General features: G+C 66.0%; 11 protein-coding genes and 1 pseudogene. 7 read left to right on the top strand and 5 right to left on the bottom strand.

Annotation, left to right across the window (positions count from 1 at the left end; genetic code table 11):
• Positions 1 to 183: 183 nt before the first annotated feature.
• The 3 genes from G4G93_RS29595 to G4G93_RS29585 all read right to left on the bottom strand — a co-directional run bounded on the left by G4G93_RS29595 (position 184) and on the right by G4G93_RS29585 (position 7,578).
• Complete coding sequence (locus G4G93_RS29595) at positions 184 to 6,432, bottom strand: SIR2 family protein (protein WP_165090106.1); 6,249 nt, start codon at positions 6,430 to 6,432, stop codon at positions 184 to 186.
• Between the two features lie 70 nt (positions 6,433 to 6,502).
• On the bottom strand, positions 6,503 to 7,111 hold the full coding sequence (locus G4G93_RS29590; RefSeq protein ID WP_165090103.1) for a transposase: 609 nt from the start codon (positions 7,109 to 7,111) through the stop codon (positions 6,503 to 6,505).
• A 23-nt stretch (positions 7,112 to 7,134) separates the two neighbouring features.
• A complete protein-coding gene (locus G4G93_RS29585; RefSeq protein WP_165090101.1) occupies positions 7,135 to 7,578 on the bottom strand; it encodes a helix-turn-helix domain-containing protein in 444 nt (147 codons plus the stop codon).
• Positions 7,579 to 7,828: 250 nt separating this feature from the next.
• On the opposite strand from G4G93_RS29585, the gene G4G93_RS29580 reads away from it, so the two are divergent.
• From G4G93_RS29580 to G4G93_RS29565, 4 genes and pseudogenes are all read left to right on the top strand, one after another.
• The gene (locus G4G93_RS29580; protein WP_165090098.1) at positions 7,829 to 10,561 is read left to right on the top strand and encodes a RyR domain-containing protein; all 2,733 of its coding nucleotides are present in this window, start codon (positions 7,829 to 7,831) and stop codon (positions 10,559 to 10,561) included.
• Positions 10,562 to 11,124: 563 nt separating this feature from the next.
• Positions 11,125 to 11,616 (top strand): annotated as a pseudogene (locus G4G93_RS29575) (AAA family ATPase).
• Between the two features lie 314 nt (positions 11,617 to 11,930).
• A complete protein-coding gene (locus G4G93_RS29570) occupies positions 11,931 to 12,935 on the top strand; it encodes an ArdC family protein (protein WP_165090096.1) in 1,005 nt (334 codons plus the stop codon).
• A complete protein-coding gene (locus G4G93_RS29565) occupies positions 12,935 to 13,714 on the top strand; it encodes a hypothetical protein (RefSeq protein WP_165090094.1) in 780 nt (259 codons plus the stop codon). The genes G4G93_RS29570 and G4G93_RS29565 overlap by 1 nt, the downstream gene beginning before the upstream one ends.
• 428 nt (positions 13,715 to 14,142) lie before the next feature.
• Here the strand turns inward: G4G93_RS29565 and G4G93_RS29560 are convergent, their stop codons facing one another.
• Positions 14,143 to 14,301 carry a hypothetical protein gene (locus G4G93_RS29560; RefSeq protein ID WP_165090091.1) on the bottom strand — a complete coding sequence of 53 codons (159 nt, stop codon included), beginning with the start codon at positions 14,299 to 14,301 and terminating at the stop codon, positions 14,143 to 14,145.
• A gap of 72 nt (positions 14,302 to 14,373) precedes the next feature.
• A complete protein-coding gene (locus G4G93_RS29555) occupies positions 14,374 to 14,604 on the bottom strand; it encodes a hypothetical protein (protein ID WP_165090089.1) in 231 nt (76 codons plus the stop codon).
• Between the two features lie 371 nt (positions 14,605 to 14,975).
• On the opposite strand from G4G93_RS29555, the gene G4G93_RS29550 reads away from it, so the two are divergent.
• The 3 genes from G4G93_RS29550 (at position 14,976) to G4G93_RS29540 (ending at position 18,203) form a co-directional block, all read left to right on the top strand.
• Positions 14,976 to 15,245, top strand: a complete 270-nt coding sequence (locus G4G93_RS29550) for a hypothetical protein (protein ID WP_165090087.1) — start codon at positions 14,976 to 14,978, stop codon at positions 15,243 to 15,245.
• A gap of 96 nt (positions 15,246 to 15,341) precedes the next feature.
• The gene (locus G4G93_RS29545) at positions 15,342 to 15,821 is read left to right on the top strand and encodes a hypothetical protein (RefSeq protein ID WP_165090084.1); all 480 of its coding nucleotides are present in this window, start codon (positions 15,342 to 15,344) and stop codon (positions 15,819 to 15,821) included.
• 219 nt (positions 15,822 to 16,040) lie between these two features.
• Complete coding sequence (locus G4G93_RS29540) at positions 16,041 to 18,203, top strand: ParB/RepB/Spo0J family partition protein (protein WP_165090081.1); 2,163 nt, start codon at positions 16,041 to 16,043, stop codon at positions 18,201 to 18,203.
• Positions 18,204 to 18,358: the final 155 nt, after the last annotated feature.

Here is an 18,358-nt window from a genome sequence, read left to right as displayed (position 1 = left end):
TGAGTGTCCCAATTTCGCCGATCCTATAGACGGCATTGACCACCGCCTAGGGAAGTGGCGTAAAGGCCAGCATTGAAGAGTCAATATTTGTTGTATCATATCGCCAAGTCGTTTAATTTTGTTCCCAATTCAATCCAGATTTACATATTTTAAGCGGTAAGCGACATTCCGCAACTAATAATATTAATCCCCGCGCAGATTTGTTGCGAAGCGTGTGTTTCTGTAATTGCATAGGGTAGCAAACATCCGAGCTCGATCAAATAGCGGCTTGGCTGCATCGTGAAGACCGCGCTTTTGATAGATGCTCGCCAGCAAACCTAGCGTAGACACCTGCCTAAGCTTCAGATCGTTCATCGTCGCCTGCTGCAGGCATCTTCTCGCCAGACTGGCGGCATGCCGTGTTTCGCCGATCTGCAGCAGGAACGAAGCACGCACGTAGAGAACCTCGCAAAGCAACCGCGGCAAGCCCATGACCTCGGCGTAGCGCTCGAGATCGTCGAGTTCCGACTGGACGCCGTCCCTCTGAGGGCTCGTTGAGGATCGGTTGATCTCCAGCCGGACGCGGGCCAAGCGGGCGATCTGTCGGATATCCTCGTGACCGCCCTTCTCCGCGTGCGAGATCGCCTGCTCCACCGCCCGAAAGGCTTGGCCCTGGAAGTCGGGACTCCAGGCCCGGTACAGATCAGCGAGGTGCCGGGAGAAGATCGCGACCCCGCGCGAGTGCCCGGACGCGCGCAGACTCTTGATGGAGCTACGATACTTCGCCTGGGCAGTCTCGAAATCCCCGGCGATGTGGGCGCAGACGCCGATGTAGCCGTTGGCCACGGCCCCGATGACGTGATGCTCGTTCGGACGAGCGGCGACGATCTCGAGTTGACTGCGCGCCGACGACACGCGGCCGCGCTCCATGTCGACGATCGACTTGTTCAGCATCAGCCGCGACCGCAACGGTCCGTGCTCCGACCCCGGCTCGATCCGCTCCGCCGCCGCCAGAGCGCGCCCGAACAGGGCCAGCGCGTCGTTGAGCCGGCCTTCGATCAGGCTCAAGAGCCCGCACTCGTTGTAGAGCCACACGATCTCCTCGGCGAAGAACGGCGTGCCGGGATGGTCGTGCTCGAACTCGGCTCCCTCGAAGACTCGGGTCGTTTTGGGGTCCTCGTAGGACAGGCCGACGGCCTTCTTGAGCAGCCAGCGGATCTGGAGGCGGTGCTCCTCGAAATAGCCGCATCGGGGACCATTCCAGTCGCCGAAATCGTCGAAGCGCGAGACCACGCCGACCGAGTAGACCGACCGCACGACGCCGAAGGCGGCTCGCAGCATCCGTGACGGCAGCCCTTGCGCGGATTGTATCGCCACCTTTTCCGCCGCCGCCTCCGCCGCCTCCTTCCTCGCCGCCTCCACCTCTCGATCCTTCTGCGCCGTCTCCACCGCCGCAGCCGCCTTCTCTGCCGGAGCCGCCACCGCCGCCTTCTTCGCCGCCGCCGCGTTCTCCGCATCAACCGCAACAGCCTTCGCCGCCGCAGCCGCCGTCTTCGCCGCATCCTCTGCCTTCGCCGCCTCCGCCACCGTCTCCGCCACCATCCGTGCCCGATCCGCGTCGTGATAGGATGACGGGGTGGTGATCGCCTCGGAGTCCTTCGGGAACCCGGTCCAGTCAGCGATCAGCGCATCGAGGTCGCGGACCGCCTCGGCCCGCGGCTTGGGCAGGTCGTTCGGCAGGGTCCCGTAGAGCGACAGAGTGTACTGGTCGACCGCCGTGAACTCGACCGCCGGGGCGTGCAGGCGCTGATAGATCGAGCGTTGCAGCAACCTATGCAGCGTGAAGCGCCAAAGGGGTTCGGGGACGGGCGGCTTGTTCTCTTCTCCATCGGACGGCGCATCCGGCCTGACTGGCGTATCCGACCGACCCGGGACATCCTTCGAATCCGTCAGGCCCTCCTGAAGACGGAAGATCAGGCAGCGGTGGACGAGGATGTCGAGCGCCGCCTGGACCAGGACGACGCAGCAGCGCGACCGTTTGCGCTCATCCGTATGCGCTTTTTCTTTATCGGCCTCGTTGACGATGTTCCTGCACAGCTCACGGATCTTGGGCGCCGCAGCGAGGACGTCCGCGGTCAGAGGATTGCCGGTGACACCAAGGTGCCACAGGATCACCTGCTGCAGGCGCCAGCCATCGGGACTCTCCAATCTTTTTTCGAGCTCACGGGCAAGATCTTCGACGATCGTCTCAGCTTTGGTGAATTTGCCGCCCAGACAAGCTTTGTTCGCCTTCGTCATCCTCTGAGCCAGCGTGGGTACGATCTTGCAGGCGTCCGGCAACGGCATTTTGGAATCGTGACGGGTCGCGTAGAACTGGAGCACGTAGCCGATCATCAACTCGGGGCGCGCGGGCAGCGGCGCGCCGTGCATGTGGCCCAGGGCATCGCTGAACCAACGCACGATCCGATCGGCCGCGAAGGCGCCTGATCCCGGCTTCCCGGCCGCCTCGTCCGCCGCCGCGCAGGCGATGGACAGCACGAGGCGATAGCCGCCGCAGAGGCCGAACACCGTCTTGAAGTCCGCGTCGAGGGACGAGAGACGTGGGTCAGAGGGCGGCTGATCCGCAGGTTGTCTGGCAATTTCACGGGCGATCTCATTGAATGTTCGCTCACGAATGCATTCGTTCAAAATATCTTTCGGTATTCTTTGGTTAATTTTCTTTTCTTCGGCACGATCCAGAATGAGAAGCATGGTCTTTCGGACCATCAGGCAGGCGTTCTTCGCGAGATAAGGCTTACCGGCAAGTTCAGCGGCGATGGCCTTCGAGAGCTCCCGCTGGCGATCGTGATCGAGATCGGGCACCGACCGTTCCGGCGCTCCGGCAGCGTCCCTCGAGAGCCTGCCTGGGTTGGCGGCCAGGGCGAGGGCGACCCGTGGAAAGAATGTGCCGATCACCAGCGAGGCCCGCGTCTCGTGAAGCAGGTGGACGAACGCGGTCGGGCTGCCGGGCGACGTCGGTCGCCACCGGAGGTCGCCGGTCGTGGTCCAGCCGCTCTCGTCGCGGATCTCGTGCTGCTGGACGACTTTCGCGAGCTTTCGCCGTCCCTCCTCGTCTACCTTCTCCCGCACGAGATGCTCCAGCGGGATCGGGGCGACGGTACACAATGCGCCAGATGCCTGCTCATAGCGATGGCCGGGTCGGTCCTTGCGGAACATGATCGGCACGCCGCCGGTCACGCCGACCAGCATCAGGTCGATCGGCGCGTGATCCGCGCGCTTCGACAGGACCGCCTCGACGAGGCGGGAGGCCTGCCCCGTCTTGGGCTGACCGTCGCTGTTGAACAGAACCTCGACGGCGTTGATCGCGATGAGGATGCGCGCTCGCGCATGGACGTGGTGTTCGCTGTAGAGCTCGAACAACCGCGTCAGCTTGCCGAGGCGGTTCTTTTCGAGGTCGCGGCCGGCCGCGACGATCGCGCGGGTCGCCGGACTGTCTTTGAGTTCTCCGAAGACCTCTGGCGCGCTGTAGACGAGGATGTTGGCCAAGCGGTCGAAGGCCGAGGTGAATTCGGCGGAGAACCGCAGGTTCAGGGCGACCACCGCGGCGTAGGGCGGCAGATTCTTGTCCTTCGGCCACGACACTTCGATAAACCGCTCGACCTGCTCGGACGAGCGCAGATTCTCGAAGAAGTCGCCCCTCCCGGCCCCGCGCTTTGCGAGAAGGATGAAGATCCGACGCCCGGCCTTGTTATGCGTCTTGTCATGCGTGAAGACTTCGGGTCGTTGATTCGCCCAAGGGCGTTTGAGGGCGGAGTCCGGCTGATCGCGCGCGTATCGCAGCGCGCTGAGAAAGCTGCCGAACATCTGCGACGGGGCGCCGGCGAAGAAGCGGTCACCGTGATTGCCGGGGAGGCTGCCGGCGGGCGCGCCCGGATCGGGCGAGGCGAGGACGGGCAAGGCGAGCGGATGCCGCCCGCAGAAGGGGACATTCTTTCCGCGGAGCAGCAGTTCCTGGAACGGTCCGCCCGTCAGCCGCGGGATCGGCAGCGCGTGCCAATCGCGCTTCCACCGCACCCAGCCCGCCTCGATGCTGAGAAGCTTGGCGCACAGGCTCAGTCCGATCAGCGCGTCGGGCAGGCCGTCGAGGGCCGCGACGTAGGCGAGCGCGACCCGGCGCCAGGCCCTCCGGTGCTGCGCATTCCGGTCGTCCTCGGAGACTCCGAGAACGAGTTCGTATTGTGGATCCGCTTCACCTGATCGATCTTTCGGTAGGCTCTTGATCGCGAACTCGAGTTCTGGAACCAGCTTGATCGACGACGCTATGGCATTCACGTCTCTGGATTGTTCTCCAACATTTCTCTCGAACAGTCTCATGGCAGCAGACAACGCCGCCTTTAGGACTTCCATCTCAAGTGTTGGGTGTAATAATCTGGCCTCAATATGGTCCTGCGAGTCTCCATTTATATAGAAAATGTTTTCGATTATATTTATTTGTTTCAGATTGATCGAAATTTTGTTACATTTATCGCGGTCGGCTTTTTCTATAAGAACATTCCAATCATCGTCGCTGCTTGAGTGGAGTTTTTTATTCAGCTTTTTAAGTTTGTTCAACAGCCTATACGCGTCTGCCGAACCGGAAAGGCACTGGTCGAGCGCCGTGAACACATCCTTGAGGTCGCTGGTCAGGGCGAGCGTATGCGCCAGCCACCGGACGCTCTTGGTCTTCGCCGTCCCCGTCCCCGTCCCGACGTCGGCGTGCCCGAAATGGACCGTGTAGGCGCCGTACCGGCTGTAGATCGCGATGGTCTCCTCGATCTCCTGGGCGGGGCTGCCGAGCGCCGGCAGCAGCGCGATCACCTGCCGGTCGCTGCCGCTGGTCCGCTCCGAGACGAACTGGCGCAGCGGCCGCAGGATGTCGTCCTCGCCCATGCCGTTGCCGACGAACAGCAGCGGGTTCGATCCGAAGCCAATCTCCAGCGCGTCGTTGACGACCTCCCCGTCCGGCCCCCGCGGCAGGTAGAGCTCCAGGTAGTCACGCTCGGTCACGACCATGCCGTCCGTCTCGGTGGCGCGGCCGTGCAGGTGCATGAGCGTGAACGTATTCGTGGCGTCGTTGATCGCGAAGTCGATCAGGTCGGTGGCCTTCTTGGTCTTGAACACCGAATCGGTCGCCGTGGCGCCGAGCGGGCTGATGGTCTCGTTCGACGTGGGCAGCGCCGTGTCGTCCGTGTCGCGGCCGTCCGGGGTGAACCCGCGATCCCTGATCAGCCGCTCGATGTCGAGATCGAAATTGGAGGTGATGAACCGGCCGATCTTCAGCCGGTCGGCCAGGATCGCGAGCGGATCACGCTCGGGGGGAACGAAGTCGGTTCGTTCGAGGATCGATCGATCGGGAGCTGGATCGGGATTGAAGAACGATCTGGTCTCGTCGAATAGCTTCCACAACCTGTCCCCTGAAGGCAACACCTGCTCAAGCTTGTCGATTGCCGGGATGGACAGCCGCGCGACGGCCGTTACGAGGTAACGATGGAGTGGCAATCTACCGAGGCCTGTGTTGTCTTTCGTGCAACACACGGCGTCACCCAAATTCAGGGCCAGATCTCGTACTATGCCTTTTGCGATCTCATCACGTGAAATGTCGTTACCGAAATCGTCACTCAAGCGCAGAATACCATCCGAATTAAATAATTCTCCTTCCGGAGAATGTTTTTCATCTCCTCTTAATTTATGAATAGCAAAGAAATATCGCCAATCTGTCTTCTCATCCTCATTGATTTTTCCATATAGGGCTTTTATCGAGAGGGAATCGTGTAGTTTTTCCAGCCACGTATCCGATTTTTCTTTGTAAAAGTCTCGAGTTTTTGCGATTTTAGTCTTTTCCGCATCTGTGTTTTTCGCGACGCAGGAGATCTCGGCGCAGTCGCGAATCAAGTCATCAATCAGAACCTTTGCATGGCCGGCGTCATGGAACAGCAGGCGCTTCACTTTTTTTCGAAATTCCTTCTGACCGTTTTTTCTCTCGCCGGCGATGCTGAGCTGTTCGCAGAACTGGAAGGCGGCGGGATAGCGACCGCTCTGGAGGTCGCCGCCCAGGGATCGGCCCTTGATGTCGAGGTCATCCAGGGTCTTCTTCGCCCGATCCGCCCAGGCGGACTCCTCCCTGTCATGGTCTCGATGCGCGTCTTCCGCGAGCGCTTGCACCAGCGACTTCCAGCTCAACCGCCCGTAGCTCATCGACACGCCGGAGCCCACGAATGCGACCACGCGCCCGAGGTTGAGCGCGCGTGACAGGATCGCCTCGCCGTGCCGCTCGATCAGTTTCGGGTCGAGCGTCGATTGCAGATGGAAAGACGTGTAGGGCCAATCGTTCAGATACGCGAACCCATCTGTTCCATCTTTCTTGGCTTCACCCGTTGGTTCCGCGTCGGCGTCCTCGCCTGTACCTGAACTCATGATGTCTTCCTATTTGGCAACAAAAAAATAAAGCCGTGTGCCGGCGTCGGCGCCTCAAGCATGGGGCGCGTCAGATCATTATCAAGATAGTCATGATCTGGCAGGGCAGAGTGACGAGATTTGATTGTGCAGTGCAGTAAGTTGGCCTGTAGCGATCCGGGATCGATTGGGCGGAATGCCAGTCGCGGAGGGCCGGCATCGGGCGGAGCAGGGTGCGCGGCATCGGCCGCGGCGCGGGCCCGTCGGGTCCCCCGATGCGTCGCGGATCGGCCACGGGAAGCCGGTGGCCTCCGCATCGAGCTGCCAACGCGGCATGGCTGAGCTTGCTGGTGTGGATCGGGCCGTTATCGAGGACCAGCACCACCGGCTTGGACGGCTGACCGGGCTTGGGCCCGTAGAGGGCATCGAGCCGCTCCAGCAGGGCGATGAAGTCGGTGCTGCGCTTGGTCCGGGCTGTCGTCACGACGAGGGCGCGGCTGACATGATCGAGAACGCCCAGCATAGCGATCTTGCGGGCCTGTCCCGGCGCCGGCACGCGCAGGTCGGCCCCGCGCGGCGCCCAGGCGCGGGCGAGGTAGGGACGGGTGAGCGCCTCGCTCTCGTCGCCGAACAACAGCACCGTGTCGCCGGCTTGCGCCTGCTGCTTGCGCAGGATCAGCCGCAGGCCGACCCGGGCCACGTCATCCGCGTCCTGGCGCCCGTTCAGCGTGTGACGCGGGCGCCGGTAGCGCAGCCCCCTTTTCGGCGCAGCACCTTCGAGAGTTGCGAGCACGAGATCGTGACGCCTTCCTGGCGCTCGATCTCCTCGGTCAACCGGGCCAAGGTCCCGTTGGTCCGGTCGGTCACCGGCGCGCTCAGCAACGGGACCGCCACGCGCAGGGCGGCCTCGGCCTTCACCGGCACAGGCCCGGCGGATACGCGGCTGCGCAACGCCTCCGGGCCACCGCTTTGGAAGGCGCATCGCCAGAGCCGCACCGTGTTCTCCTGTACCCCGAACGCCTCCGCAATGCGCGGGTTGGTCCAGCCCGACACCGTCAGAAGGATCGCCCGGGCGCGATCCGCCTGCGGACGATCCGGGCCGCTCGCCAGAGCCGCCAGTTCCCCGCGTTGCTCGGCTGTCGCCGTCAGTCTGGATCGGCCCGCCATAGTCCGCCTCGCCTCCATCCAGGCCCAAGCGAATCACAGCGCTCATCTGTTGAGAAGATCAAACCAAGCTGCTTAGATTGCGTTTGAGGACCGTATCCGAGGAGACGGGAATGGACATCGCGGCGCTCACGGTCCTGCGATGCGGCGTCGAGCCGACGCGGTGTGGCGGCGGCCCGCCCGCTCGGACGAGCCCGACCCGCCGGCGATCCGGCCAAGGCGCCGGCCTTGCCCCGCGCACAACGCACATCCGATGAGCGGCGCGGCGCCGGACGGCGTGCGGGCAGCGACGGCCCTGGCGCCGCGGCGCGTGGTAGTGACCGGGGATCTCGTCGTCGACCATCATCTCTATGAGGGCGAGGGGGACAGACCCGGCCTCGCCGGCAGCCGCGGCGTGCGCTTCGTGGACGCCTGGGGTGGGGCTGCCGGCCTCGCCCGTCTGATCGCGGCTGCTGCCCCGCATCGGGGTGGCCCGGGAATCTCCGTCCAGCTCAAGCTTTCGGCCGGGCCGGGACCGCGCCAGATCACCCATGCCTACGCGACCTGGGCGCCTCATCCAACCGACGACCGGGAGCCCGAGCGGGAACCCCGCAAGGTTTGGCGGGCGAGGCTGCTGGGCTTCGGCGAGGGGATGGACCGGGCATCCGCGCCCTTCCCTGCCGAGGCGCCGGACCAGGCCGCGGAGGTTGATGCCGCGGAAGTCGACGCGGCAGCGGACGCTCCTCCGGCCGACGTCTTCGTGCTCGATGATGCCAATCTCGGCGCCCGCTACGATTCCGGGCTGTTCCGAGGGCTCGACGGCAGGCCGACCGTCCTACCCGGGCCACCGTCTTGGATCATCCTGAAGACGACGATGCCGGTCGCGCGGGGCGACCTGTGGAGCCGCCTCGAAGAGGAGGGCCTGGACAGGACCGTCTGCTTGGTGTCGGCCGACGACCTGCGGGCGGAGGGCGCGGCGATCAGCCGGGGCCTGTCCTGGGAGAGAACGGTGGCGGACCTGCGGCGGGCGCTCCGGACCGATCCTCAACTGAGGAAGCTCGCGTGCGCGCGCCACCTCGTCGTCGCCCTGTCGCTCGACGGCGTCCTCTGGGTGGACCGCCCGGTCGGCGCGTCGGCGAGGGCAGTCCTGATGTTCGATCCCGGCGGGATCGAGGGCCGCTGGAACGCGAGCCGCGCCGGCACGGTCCCCGGCCGGCTGACCGCCTTCGCGGCCGCGCTCGCGCTCTGGTGCGCCGAAGATGCCGGCTGGGAGGAAGCGGGCTGGAAGGGGGACTCGCAGGACGGGGATCCGGAGAAGATCCGGCGTGCCGGGTTCGAGGCAGCCCTTGCCGCCGGGCTCGCGGCGATGCGCGACTTGGCCGACCTGGGCCACGGCAGCGCCGGGGAGAAACCCGAGGGGTTCCCCGTCGAGCGGGTCGCCAAGGTCGCCGCAAGCCTTCCCGTGAAGGCGTTCGCCCGCGTCGAGGTGCCGTGGGCGGGCGCGGACGACAACTGGACGATCGTCGAGGCTGCCCAGGTGCCGCACGGCGTCGAACCGCGCGCCCCGGTCCCCGGCTTGGCTCGGCTGCTCGTGACGCACGGACCGTCCAAAATCCTCGGGGCGATCCCGTACGCGGTGTTCGGCAAGATGGTCGCTATCGATCCCCAAGAGATCGAGGCACTACGCGGGCTCCACGCCCTGATGAGCGCCTACCGTGCGGACACCAAGCGCACGCGACCGCTATGCCTCGGCGTGTTCGGACCGCCGGGGGCGGGCAAGTCGTTCGGCGTCAAGCAACTCGCCTTCGAGCTGTTCGGCGAGCGTTCGTGGCTGGAGTTCAACCTCTCGCAGTTCGAGAAGCCCTCGGACCTCATGGGCCCGTTCCATCGCGGCCGCGACCGCGCCCTCGAAGGCGTCGTCCCGGTCGTACTCTGGGACGAGTTCGACTCAGAGCACTGGAAATGGCTGCAATACCTGATCGCGCCGATGCAGGACGGCCACTTCCAGGACGGGCAACTCACCCACTCGACCGGGAGAGCCGTCTGGATCTTCGCCGGAGGCACAAGCTGGACTTTCGAACATTTCAAGCGGAACGGGAAGGTGCCCGAGACGGCCAAGACCTTCAAAGCGTGCAAGGGCCCTGACTTCGTCAGCCGCCTGGACGGCTATTTTGACGTACTAGGACCCAATCCGCGCGCGGAAGACGAAGCAGGGACGGCACGCCCGCGCGACGGAACCTTTCCGCTCAGGCGCGCGCAACTCGTGCGGAGCCTGCTCGCTGGTCCCGGGGAAGGCCGCCTGGACATCGACTCGGACCTACTCAACGCGCTCCTGCTCGTCCCCGGGTACCGGCATGGGGCTCGGTCGCTCGATAAACTCGTGGCCTCCTTGCGCAGTCCCGCGGGCGTCCCCGTCCGACGGTCGGCGCTACCGCCGCCGCGGCAGCTCGACATGTTCGTCGATGGGCCGGCCTTCACCCGCATCATCGATGCCAGTGCCTCCTTTCGAACCGACCAAGCCGTGGAGGAGCAGGCGGGCGCCATCCATGACGCCTATCGCCGTCAAGCGGGGAGCTCGATTGATCCGCATATCGACAAGTGTTTCAAGAGCCTTGGCGCAGCGGAAAGAGAGGACAACGTGGCCGCCGCCCGGCGCATCATTGATGTACTATCTCTCATCGGGATGAGTATTGCGCAGAGCGATATCGTCGGCGTCGTACAACAGCAAGATTATGAGATGATGGTAGAGCACAACATCGAGCGACTTGCAGAGGCAGAGCATGACGGGTGGATGGCACACAGGCTGGCGAATGGATGGACTAAAGGCCCAATGCGTGACTTCGCAAGGCGTACCCATCCCTGCCTCGTGGTCTACGACGAGTTGCGCGAGGACGATCGTAAGAAAGACAGAATGATGGTCCGAAATTATTGGCGCCGGATTTGCGAGGCTAATTTTCGAGTTGTTTGGCTTGCTGCTGTCGTATATCAACATTCAAATGCGAAATGATGGAAATATTTTTCATGATGCCTGATGAGAAGTTCAATAATCTGCAACATTGAAGGGTTTTTACGAATTGAATTGTGAGTATTATACGGAATTACGTATTACATAAATCTAGAATTACAGCTAATATAATAGCATATGCAAGGCATTTCCAAAATCTTTTTCCTTGATCTCCGTTCAGTCATTGCTTTTTAAAATTTCTATTGAGAACATTGATGTCGCATGTCCGTCTCTAGGCTGGTCCTGTCGTGCTCTGAACGACCTAATCGGCCGCGAAGCCGAAGGACCGCTTCCGGGCGTCGCGCCAACTACCGCTCCCCACCCTGAGCAGCCATCCCGCTTCCCGACCCATCCTCAACGCTCACGCATCGCCCTTTGAAAGCTGAAACCGGACACGCGAGGCTGGACCGGACATGCATGGGCTGGCATCATCCGAGCATGACCTTCCTTGTTCACATCGCGGTTCTCGCGACCATCGGACGAATTAACCGCCCGGCCTGATGCGTCGGGCCGGGGCTGTCCGTGTGAACATCATGACGTTTTAGCGTCTCGCAAGGTCCTTATGCATGTCTACGAACAAGACTACACTGCACCTCGTGTGCGGGAAGATCGCGGCTGGGAAATCGACTCTCGTTACCGAGTTGGGCCGCCGGTCGAGCACGGTAATTGTGCGAGAGGACCATTGGCTTTCTCGCTTATATCCCGGAGAGCAAAAAACTTTGGACGATTACGTTCGCAACTCGACACGCTTGAGAAGTGCCATCGGGGCGCATTTGGTCGATTTACTCCGCAACGGGCTTTCTGTCGTGCTCGACTTCCCCGCCAATACTCTGAATAGCCGCGCGTGAATGCGGACCCTGTTCGAGGATGCGCGCTGCGCGCACCAGCTTCACTACCTCGATGTGCCAGATCAGGTTTGCAAAGCTCGCCTCCGACGCAGAAATGAAAGCGGGGAGCACGAATTTATCGTCAGCAACGAAGAATTTGACCTATTCACCACTTACTTCATACCACCCTCATTGGACGAGGCTTTTGAAGTCGTCGTGCATCGGCCGTGATGTACCACCGTCCGCTTTCGCCGGCTGGCAGCTCGATAGCGGACGGGCAGAAACCCACCCCGAGCGACCACTCTGCTGTGCCAATCTCCGCTCCGAAGCAAATCGACAGAAATCCATCTCAAGCAGTTATTCCACGCAGTTCACTAAAGGTGTATCTCTATCGGACTGAAACCCCGGCCGCTCGCGACAGGATCGGTCAAACATCACCTCTCGGTTTCTTGGGGAGGGGCGTGCCGGAGTGAGAGGAAGCCGGAACGGCGTGACGGGAGATCAGGCCGGAGAGAGGCTCCGGCGCCCGTCGCGAAAGCCCGCCGATGGCCCGCCGCCCCTCGTCCCGGACAGCCCGCCGCCCCCGCGCCGATGCAGCTCCCGTCCCGCGCGTCGACCTGTACCGGCAGATCACCGACACGATCGTCGCCCAGCTCGAGGCCGGCTGCGTGCCCTGGGTCCAGCCCTGGAGCGCCGGGCCCGGCACCGCCGCGGTGGCCATGCCCCGCAACGCCGCCACGGCCAGAGCCTATTCCGGCATCAACGTCATGCTTCTATGGGCTGCCGGCATCGCGGCCGGCTACGCCACCCAGCGCTGGCTCACGTTTCGCCAGGCCCTCGGCCTCGGAGGCTGCGTGCGCCGGGGCGAGCGCGGCACTCCGGTCGTCTACGCCGACCGCTTCACCCCCGAGCAGGAGCGCGCGCGTGCCGCGCGGGAGGGTGAGGAGGCGCGCTCGATCGCCTTCCTGAAGCAGTACACGGTCTTCAACTGTGCGCAGTGCGACGGCCTGCCGGAGGAGCTCACCGTGCCCCCGCCGCCCCCGCGCGAGGACCTGATCGAGCCGCGCTTCCGCGCGCTGATGGAGGCCTCCGGCGTCACCATCCGCATCGGCGGCGACAGGGCCTTCTACCGCCCGGCCGACGACGTGGTCGTGCTGCCCCCGCCGGAGGCCTTCCACGAGCCGGTGAACTTCCACCGGACCGCGGCCCATGAGCTGGGCCACGCGAGTGGTCATTCCTCGCGCCTGAACCGGGAGATGAAGGGCCGGCACGGCAGCCCCTGCTACGCTCGGGAAGAACTCGTCGCGGAGATTTCCGCGGCCTTCGTCTGCGCCAGCCTCGGCATCGTGCCGACGGTGCGGCACGCCGACTACATCGGCTCCTGGCTCGAGGTCCTGCGCGAGGACGAGCGGGCGATCGTACGCGCCGCCTCGCACGCCAGCAAGGCCGCCGACTGGCTGCTCGCCCGCCTGCCCGACGGGGAGCCGTCCGCCTCGGCCGAGGACGGCGATGCCGCCTTGCCGGTGGCGGCCGTGGCGGAGGCGGCCTGATGCGCTTCCGCCCCTCGCCCCGCTCCGAACCCTACCGAGAGACCACGCGCAAGCGCGCGGCGTTCCTGCGCAAGCAGCGCCTGGAGCGCGAGGCCCTGCCGCTCTTCGCCGAGGCCATCGCGGCCCGCCAGCACGGCGTCGATGCGGAGATGGCCCGCCGCGCCGTCTGGTGGGGCGAGGCCGAGCGCGCGCGCCGCTCCCAGCGCGCCGCCGATTGGCGGCGGATGCGCGCCCGGCTGTTCACCTTCGACCCCGCGCTGCGCCGGACCATCCGCGCCCTGTGGCGGACCTGCCCCTATCCGGCCGATCCCCACAGCTTCGGCGATCTGCTGCACCAGATCGCCATCGGCCGGATCGACCCGCACCGGCCGCCGTGGATCTTCCACGCCCCGACGCAGGCGCGCACCACCCCGAACCCGGCCACCTTCGACGCCGCGTTCCGGCAGATCGGGAAGCGCGCGGTCGGCGGCGGCCCGAAGACCACGCCGGCCGACGAGCTGATCTTCTGCGGCAATCTCGGCGCGGGCATCCTGTTCCTCACCTCGCGCGTGCGGCTCGTCGAGCCGAACGAGAGCTTCTACACCTCCTCGAACCACCGGCTGCGCGACAGCCATGTCGGCCGCTCCGGACACTGGATCGACATCGAGGTGCGCGGGCCGTGCTCGGACGCGGACCTCGCTCTCATCGAGCGCCTGGCCCAGGCCGCCGACACCCGGCCGGTCGCGGTCCGGCGCATCGTCCCGTTCGGGGCTGGGACCGAGGCGAGGGCGGCGTCATGAGCGTCGCCCGCCCGGCTCCTCGTGCTCGCCTGCTCGGCAACCAGGCGATCCGATCCCGGTCTCACGGCAGACGCCCGCCGGCTTTCGTTCGAGCCCTGCTCCCGATGTCGTGTATCCTGTATTCGATCGACGCGGGTGACGCCGATGCGCTCATCATTTTGAACAGTTCCTGCCGCTTTGAGGAGAACGTCAGCAGAACATGGCCGGTATCCACCTATCGCAGGTCGAGATTGTATCGACTGGTCTCGGGTGTTGCGCGGCGGACACAGATTGTGACGGGGAGATTGTCTACGAGCGGCCTTAGTTCTTTCCTGAGACCAAGAACCACCTTGCGGCGCGCCTCTCCGACGAGAGGCGCGCCGATTGTTTTTCGGCCACGTGCCGCAGTCGCTCGCCTGTACCCGGCGGCGATCATCGGACCGAGGCCGTCAGCGCCACCGGTCGCTCGTCCCGACACCGATCTCCCGTCCGTCCAGGCGGGCCAGTTCGACCGCGACGCGCGTCCAGAAGCAGGTCCGCCGCCCGTCCGGACGCCGCGCCCGCTCCCGGGCCAGATAATAGGCATCGCCACCGTAGCGGGCGCGCATGATCCGGGCCCGCGCCCGCACGCGAGCCCAGCGGCGCGGATGACATTGCGGCCACATGGCGGTCCGAGAGGCTCAGGCGTCGAACTTCGGATGCGGCGGCATCCGGACGGTCGCGTCGTCCGGACGCCAGCCCAGGGCGGCGAGGATGGCACCGAGCAGATCCCTCGACCGGAGGAGGTCCCGGTCGATCGCCCGCCAGTCGTCCCAGGCCAGGGAGTCCAGATAGACGCCGCCCAACTCGTCGAGATCGCGCTTGCTGATCGGTCGAAACAGGTCCGCGTCGGGATCGCACGAGGCGCCCATCGGCCATCTCCCCGGAAGGCCCGTGTCTGCGGTACGCCCCCGCAAACGAGCCTCGACCATCCCAAGCCGGGGGGTGAGAAACCGCATCTAAACGGTCCCGTGACCTTTAGCACCGAGGCGCCTGGACATACGTCACAGGCCCCCGGCCGCATGGCCAGAGGATCTCGGCGCCGTCACGGCCGGCACCAAACCGTTAGATGAGAGGTTCTCACACCCCAGGGCAGCGCGTACCGCCCCATGGAGATCATAGGCGCTCGCTCTGCTTCGATCCAGCGTCTCAGCTCAGGAGAGGCAGAGGGTTCGGCGTCTCCGACGAGGGATCAGCAAGCTGAGAGAGAGGCTCTCAGCCCCTCCCGCTGGATTGAGCGCACATGACCGAGAGCCTGTCCTACACCCTGGCCCTCCACCTCGCGGTCCAGGAACCGGCCCGGGTGCTCGAGGCGGCCGCTCGCAAGATCTTCCGGCGCCGCGGCGCTTCGTCGGTCGTCGCAGCTCGGGCCCTGCTCGCCGGTGACGTGCCGAAGGCGCTCACGGTGCTGATCGAACTGCACGATCTCGCCTCGGCCGGTGCGGTGGTGCTGCAGATCCAGTCCGGATCGGGCGAGCCGATCCCGGCCATCCTCCCCCAGCCCGGCGCCTGACGCCGCCCATGCCGGCCCCCCTCGCGCCAGAGGGGGGCCCTTCGCCCGTGCAGGATCGCCGGCTCCCGGCGGATCCGCGGTGAAGGAACGAGCACCATGGGCGAGTACGTGATGACCACCGTGACCGTCGGCGGCCCTCTGCCGGGCCCGGACGCCGTCGCAGCGCTGATCGCGGCGGCGAGCGTGTATTTCGCCGAGGCCGACAGCCTCGTGCACGAGGCCCTGGCCGAGGGGACGAGCGTGACCTTCGAGGACGCGCAGGACTTCGGCCTGACGCCGAACCTCGACCGCTTCTGTCAGGCGCACGGGCTGTCCTACCAGCGCGCCTGGATCGCGCGGCCCGGCGTGTTCGAGGCGGGCGTGAAATTCTGGAAGCCGGACATGGGGAGCCCGGTGGAGGAGGCGGCCGACGACGGCGGCGAGCCGATGATCACCCTGGCGGCCCTCCGGTGCTGCGTGGACGCCGGGCAGACGCTCGCGGACGTCGTGATGCGGCTCGACGAGGCCGTGGCCACGGCCGTGCCGCCGCTGGCCCTGGTCGAGGCCGCCGGCGCCGGCCGGCCGGCCGCTGCCTGATCCGGCGTACTTCGATCCGTCAGCCCCCTTCCAGAGTCGGAGGGGGCTTCGCCTTTGAGGGCTTCGAGGTCGGACAGAGAACCCGGCCGCCCGAACCAGGGATGAATGGACCATGACCATGTGCGGCGCTGCCCTCCAGAGGAAGAGGCGGCGCTGCGCTGCGTGACGGATTTTCCAGTTCGAGAGAGGCTCTCGGCGTCCGTCGCGGAAGACATGACGATGGCCAACGCCCCCCAGAAGATCACCCTCGCCCCGGCCCGGCCGATCCCCTTCAACAAGCTCGTGTTGAGCCAGGCCAACGTCCGGCGCGTCAAGGCCGGCGCCTCGATCGAGGAACTGGCCGAGTCGATCGCCCGGCGTGGCCTGATCCAGAGCCTGCACGTGCGCCCGGTTCTCGACGCCGAGGACCGGGAGACCGGGATGTACGAGGTGCCGGCTGGCGGGCGCCGCTACCGGGCGCTGGAGCTGCTCGTGAAGCAGAAGCGCCTCAACAAGACCAGCCCGGTGCCCTGCATCGTGTCGGACCCGGCCGGCGGGATCCTGATCGACGAGATCTCGCTGGCCGAGAACGTCGAGCGCGCCCCGCTCCACCCGCTCGACCAGTTCCGTGCCTTCCAGGCCATGCGCGACAAGGGCATGAGCGAGGAGGCCACCGCCGCGGCGTTCTTCATCGACGTCAAGGTGGTCAAGCAACGCCTGCGCCTGGCCGAGGTCGCCCCCGCTCTCCTTGACGTCTACGCCGCCGACGGCATGACGCTGGAGATGCTGATGGCCTTCACCGTCACGCCGGATCACGCCCGCCAGGAGCAGGTCTGGGCGGCGGTGCAGAACTCCTGGCAGAAGGAGCCCTACCAGATCCGGCGCCTGCTGACCGAGAAGGCGGTGGCGGCCGGCGACAAGCGCGCCGCGTTCGTGGGCATCGAGGCGTATGAAGAGGCCGGCGGGATCGTCCTGCGCGACCTGTTCGAGGCCGACCGCGGCGGCTGGCTGCAGGACGTGGCGCTCCTCGACCGGCTCGTCGACGACAGGCTCAAGGCCGCGGCCGAGGCGATCGCGGGCGAGGGCTGGAAGTGGATCGAAGTGGCGATTGGCTTCCCCTACGGTCATCAGGCCGGCCTGCGCCTGGTCTACGGGGAGCCCGTCGCGTTGTCGGAGGAGGAGCGCGCGGCGATCGATGCGCTCACCGCCGAGCAGGAGCGCCTGATCGCCGAGCACGAAGCGGACGAGGAACTGCCGGAGGCGGTCGACGACCGGCTCGGCGAGATCGAGGCGGCGCTGGAGGAGCTCGGCGACCGCCCGCTGCGCTACGACCCGGCCGAGATCGCCCGCGCCGGCGCCTTCGTCAGCCTCGGCCATGACGGCCGGCTCCAGGTCCAGCGCGGCTACGTCCGGCCCGAGGACGAGGCGCCGGCCATGCCCGAGCCGCAGGACGGAAACGGCGAGGCGGGCGACGAGAGGGCGCGCGAGCCGGCGGGGCCCGGGCCCACGGCGATGCCGGCGGTGCAGCGGGCGATCATCCAGATCGGCGGAGCACCGGCCGCTCCCGAGCCGGAGGAGGAGGACGGCATCCGCCCGCTGTCCGATCGTCTGCTCTCCGAGCTGACGGCGCATCGCACCCTGGCGCTGCGCGACGCGGTGGCGAACGACCCGCAGGTCGCGCTGACGCTGCTGCTGCACAAGCTCGTGCTCGACACCTTCCACTTCCGCACCGGACAGGGCTGCCTTGAGGCCAGAGTCCGGGAAGTCCACCTCGCCATGCAGGCCGACGACCTGAAGGACAGCGCCTGCGCCCGCGCGGTCGCCGAGCGGCACGCCGCCTGGAAGGAAGAGCTGCCCGAGGACGACAATGCGGTCTGGGACTGGCTCGCGGCGCTCGACGAGGCCAGCCGCATGGCGCTGCTGGCGCACTGCGTCAGCTTCGGCGTGAACGCGCTGCACGAGAAGCCGAACCCCTACGGCGGCATGGGCGTGACCGAGCACGGGCTGCGGATGCGGCTCGCCCAGGCCGACCGGCTGGCACGGGCGACCGGCCTCGACATGGTGGCGGCGGGCTGGCGGCCAACGGTGGGCAACTATCTCGGCCGGGTGACCAAGGCGCGCATCCTGGAGGCGGTGCGCGAGGGCGCAGGCGCGGACAAGGCGCAGCTCGTCGATCATCTCAGGAAGGGCGAGATGGCCCGGGAGGCCGAGCGCCTGCTCGCCGAGACCGGCTGGCTGCCCGAGCCGCTGCGCCCCGCCGCGGACCTCGACGCTGCGGTGGAGGCGCCGGAGCAGGCCGCAGGTCCGGAGGAGGCCGAGGCGCTGCCGGCCTTCCTGTCGGGCGAGACCGGGGAAGCGGATCGCGGCGATGAGGCGGAAGCCTTCCGCATCGCGGCCGAGTGAGTGTCGGGCTCGGATGGGTGCGCGTCTCGGCCCGCACCCGTCCGGCCCCGTTCGCTTCCGCCCTCCCGCATGGCCGCGCCGCGGCCGGGGTCAACGGGCAAGCCGTTTCCGCGTCGCCCGGGGGCTCGCGTGACCCCGGCCGCTCGTTCGCGGTC

This window comes from Methylobacterium sp. DB0501 (genome assembly GCF_011043735.1).
GTDB lineage: Bacteria > Pseudomonadota > Alphaproteobacteria > Rhizobiales > Beijerinckiaceae > Methylobacterium > Methylobacterium alsaeris.
The sequence above is the reverse complement of the archived record's forward strand: the minus strand, read 5'-3'. Positions and strand labels throughout refer to the sequence as shown.

Coding starts and splice junctions, on each gene's coding strand:
- G4G93_RS29550 (WP_165090087.1), top strand. CDS start 14,976: ATGACCGAGAGCCTGTCCTACACCCTGGCCCTCCACCTCGCGGTCCAG.
- G4G93_RS29555 (WP_165090089.1), bottom strand. CDS start 14,604: ATGGGCGCCTCGTGCGATCCCGACGCGGACCTGTTTCGACCGATCAGC.
- G4G93_RS29595 (WP_165090106.1), bottom strand. CDS start 6,432: ATGAGTTCAGGTACAGGCGAGGACGCCGACGCGGAACCAACGGGTGAA.
- G4G93_RS29570 (WP_165090096.1), top strand. CDS start 11,931: ATGGCCCGCCGCCCCTCGTCCCGGACAGCCCGCCGCCCCCGCGCCGAT.
- G4G93_RS29560 (WP_165090091.1), bottom strand. CDS start 14,301: ATGCGCGCCCGCTACGGTGGCGATGCCTATTATCTGGCCCGGGAGCGG.
- G4G93_RS29565 (WP_165090094.1), top strand. CDS start 12,935: ATGCGCTTCCGCCCCTCGCCCCGCTCCGAACCCTACCGAGAGACCACG.
- G4G93_RS29585 (WP_165090101.1), bottom strand. CDS start 7,578: ATGGCGGGCCGATCCAGACTGACGGCGACAGCCGAGCAACGCGGGGAA.
- G4G93_RS29540 (WP_165090081.1), top strand. CDS start 16,041: ATGGCCAACGCCCCCCAGAAGATCACCCTCGCCCCGGCCCGGCCGATC.
- G4G93_RS29545 (WP_165090084.1), top strand. CDS start 15,342: ATGGGCGAGTACGTGATGACCACCGTGACCGTCGGCGGCCCTCTGCCG.
- G4G93_RS29580 (WP_165090098.1), top strand. CDS start 7,829: ATGAGCGGCGCGGCGCCGGACGGCGTGCGGGCAGCGACGGCCCTGGCG.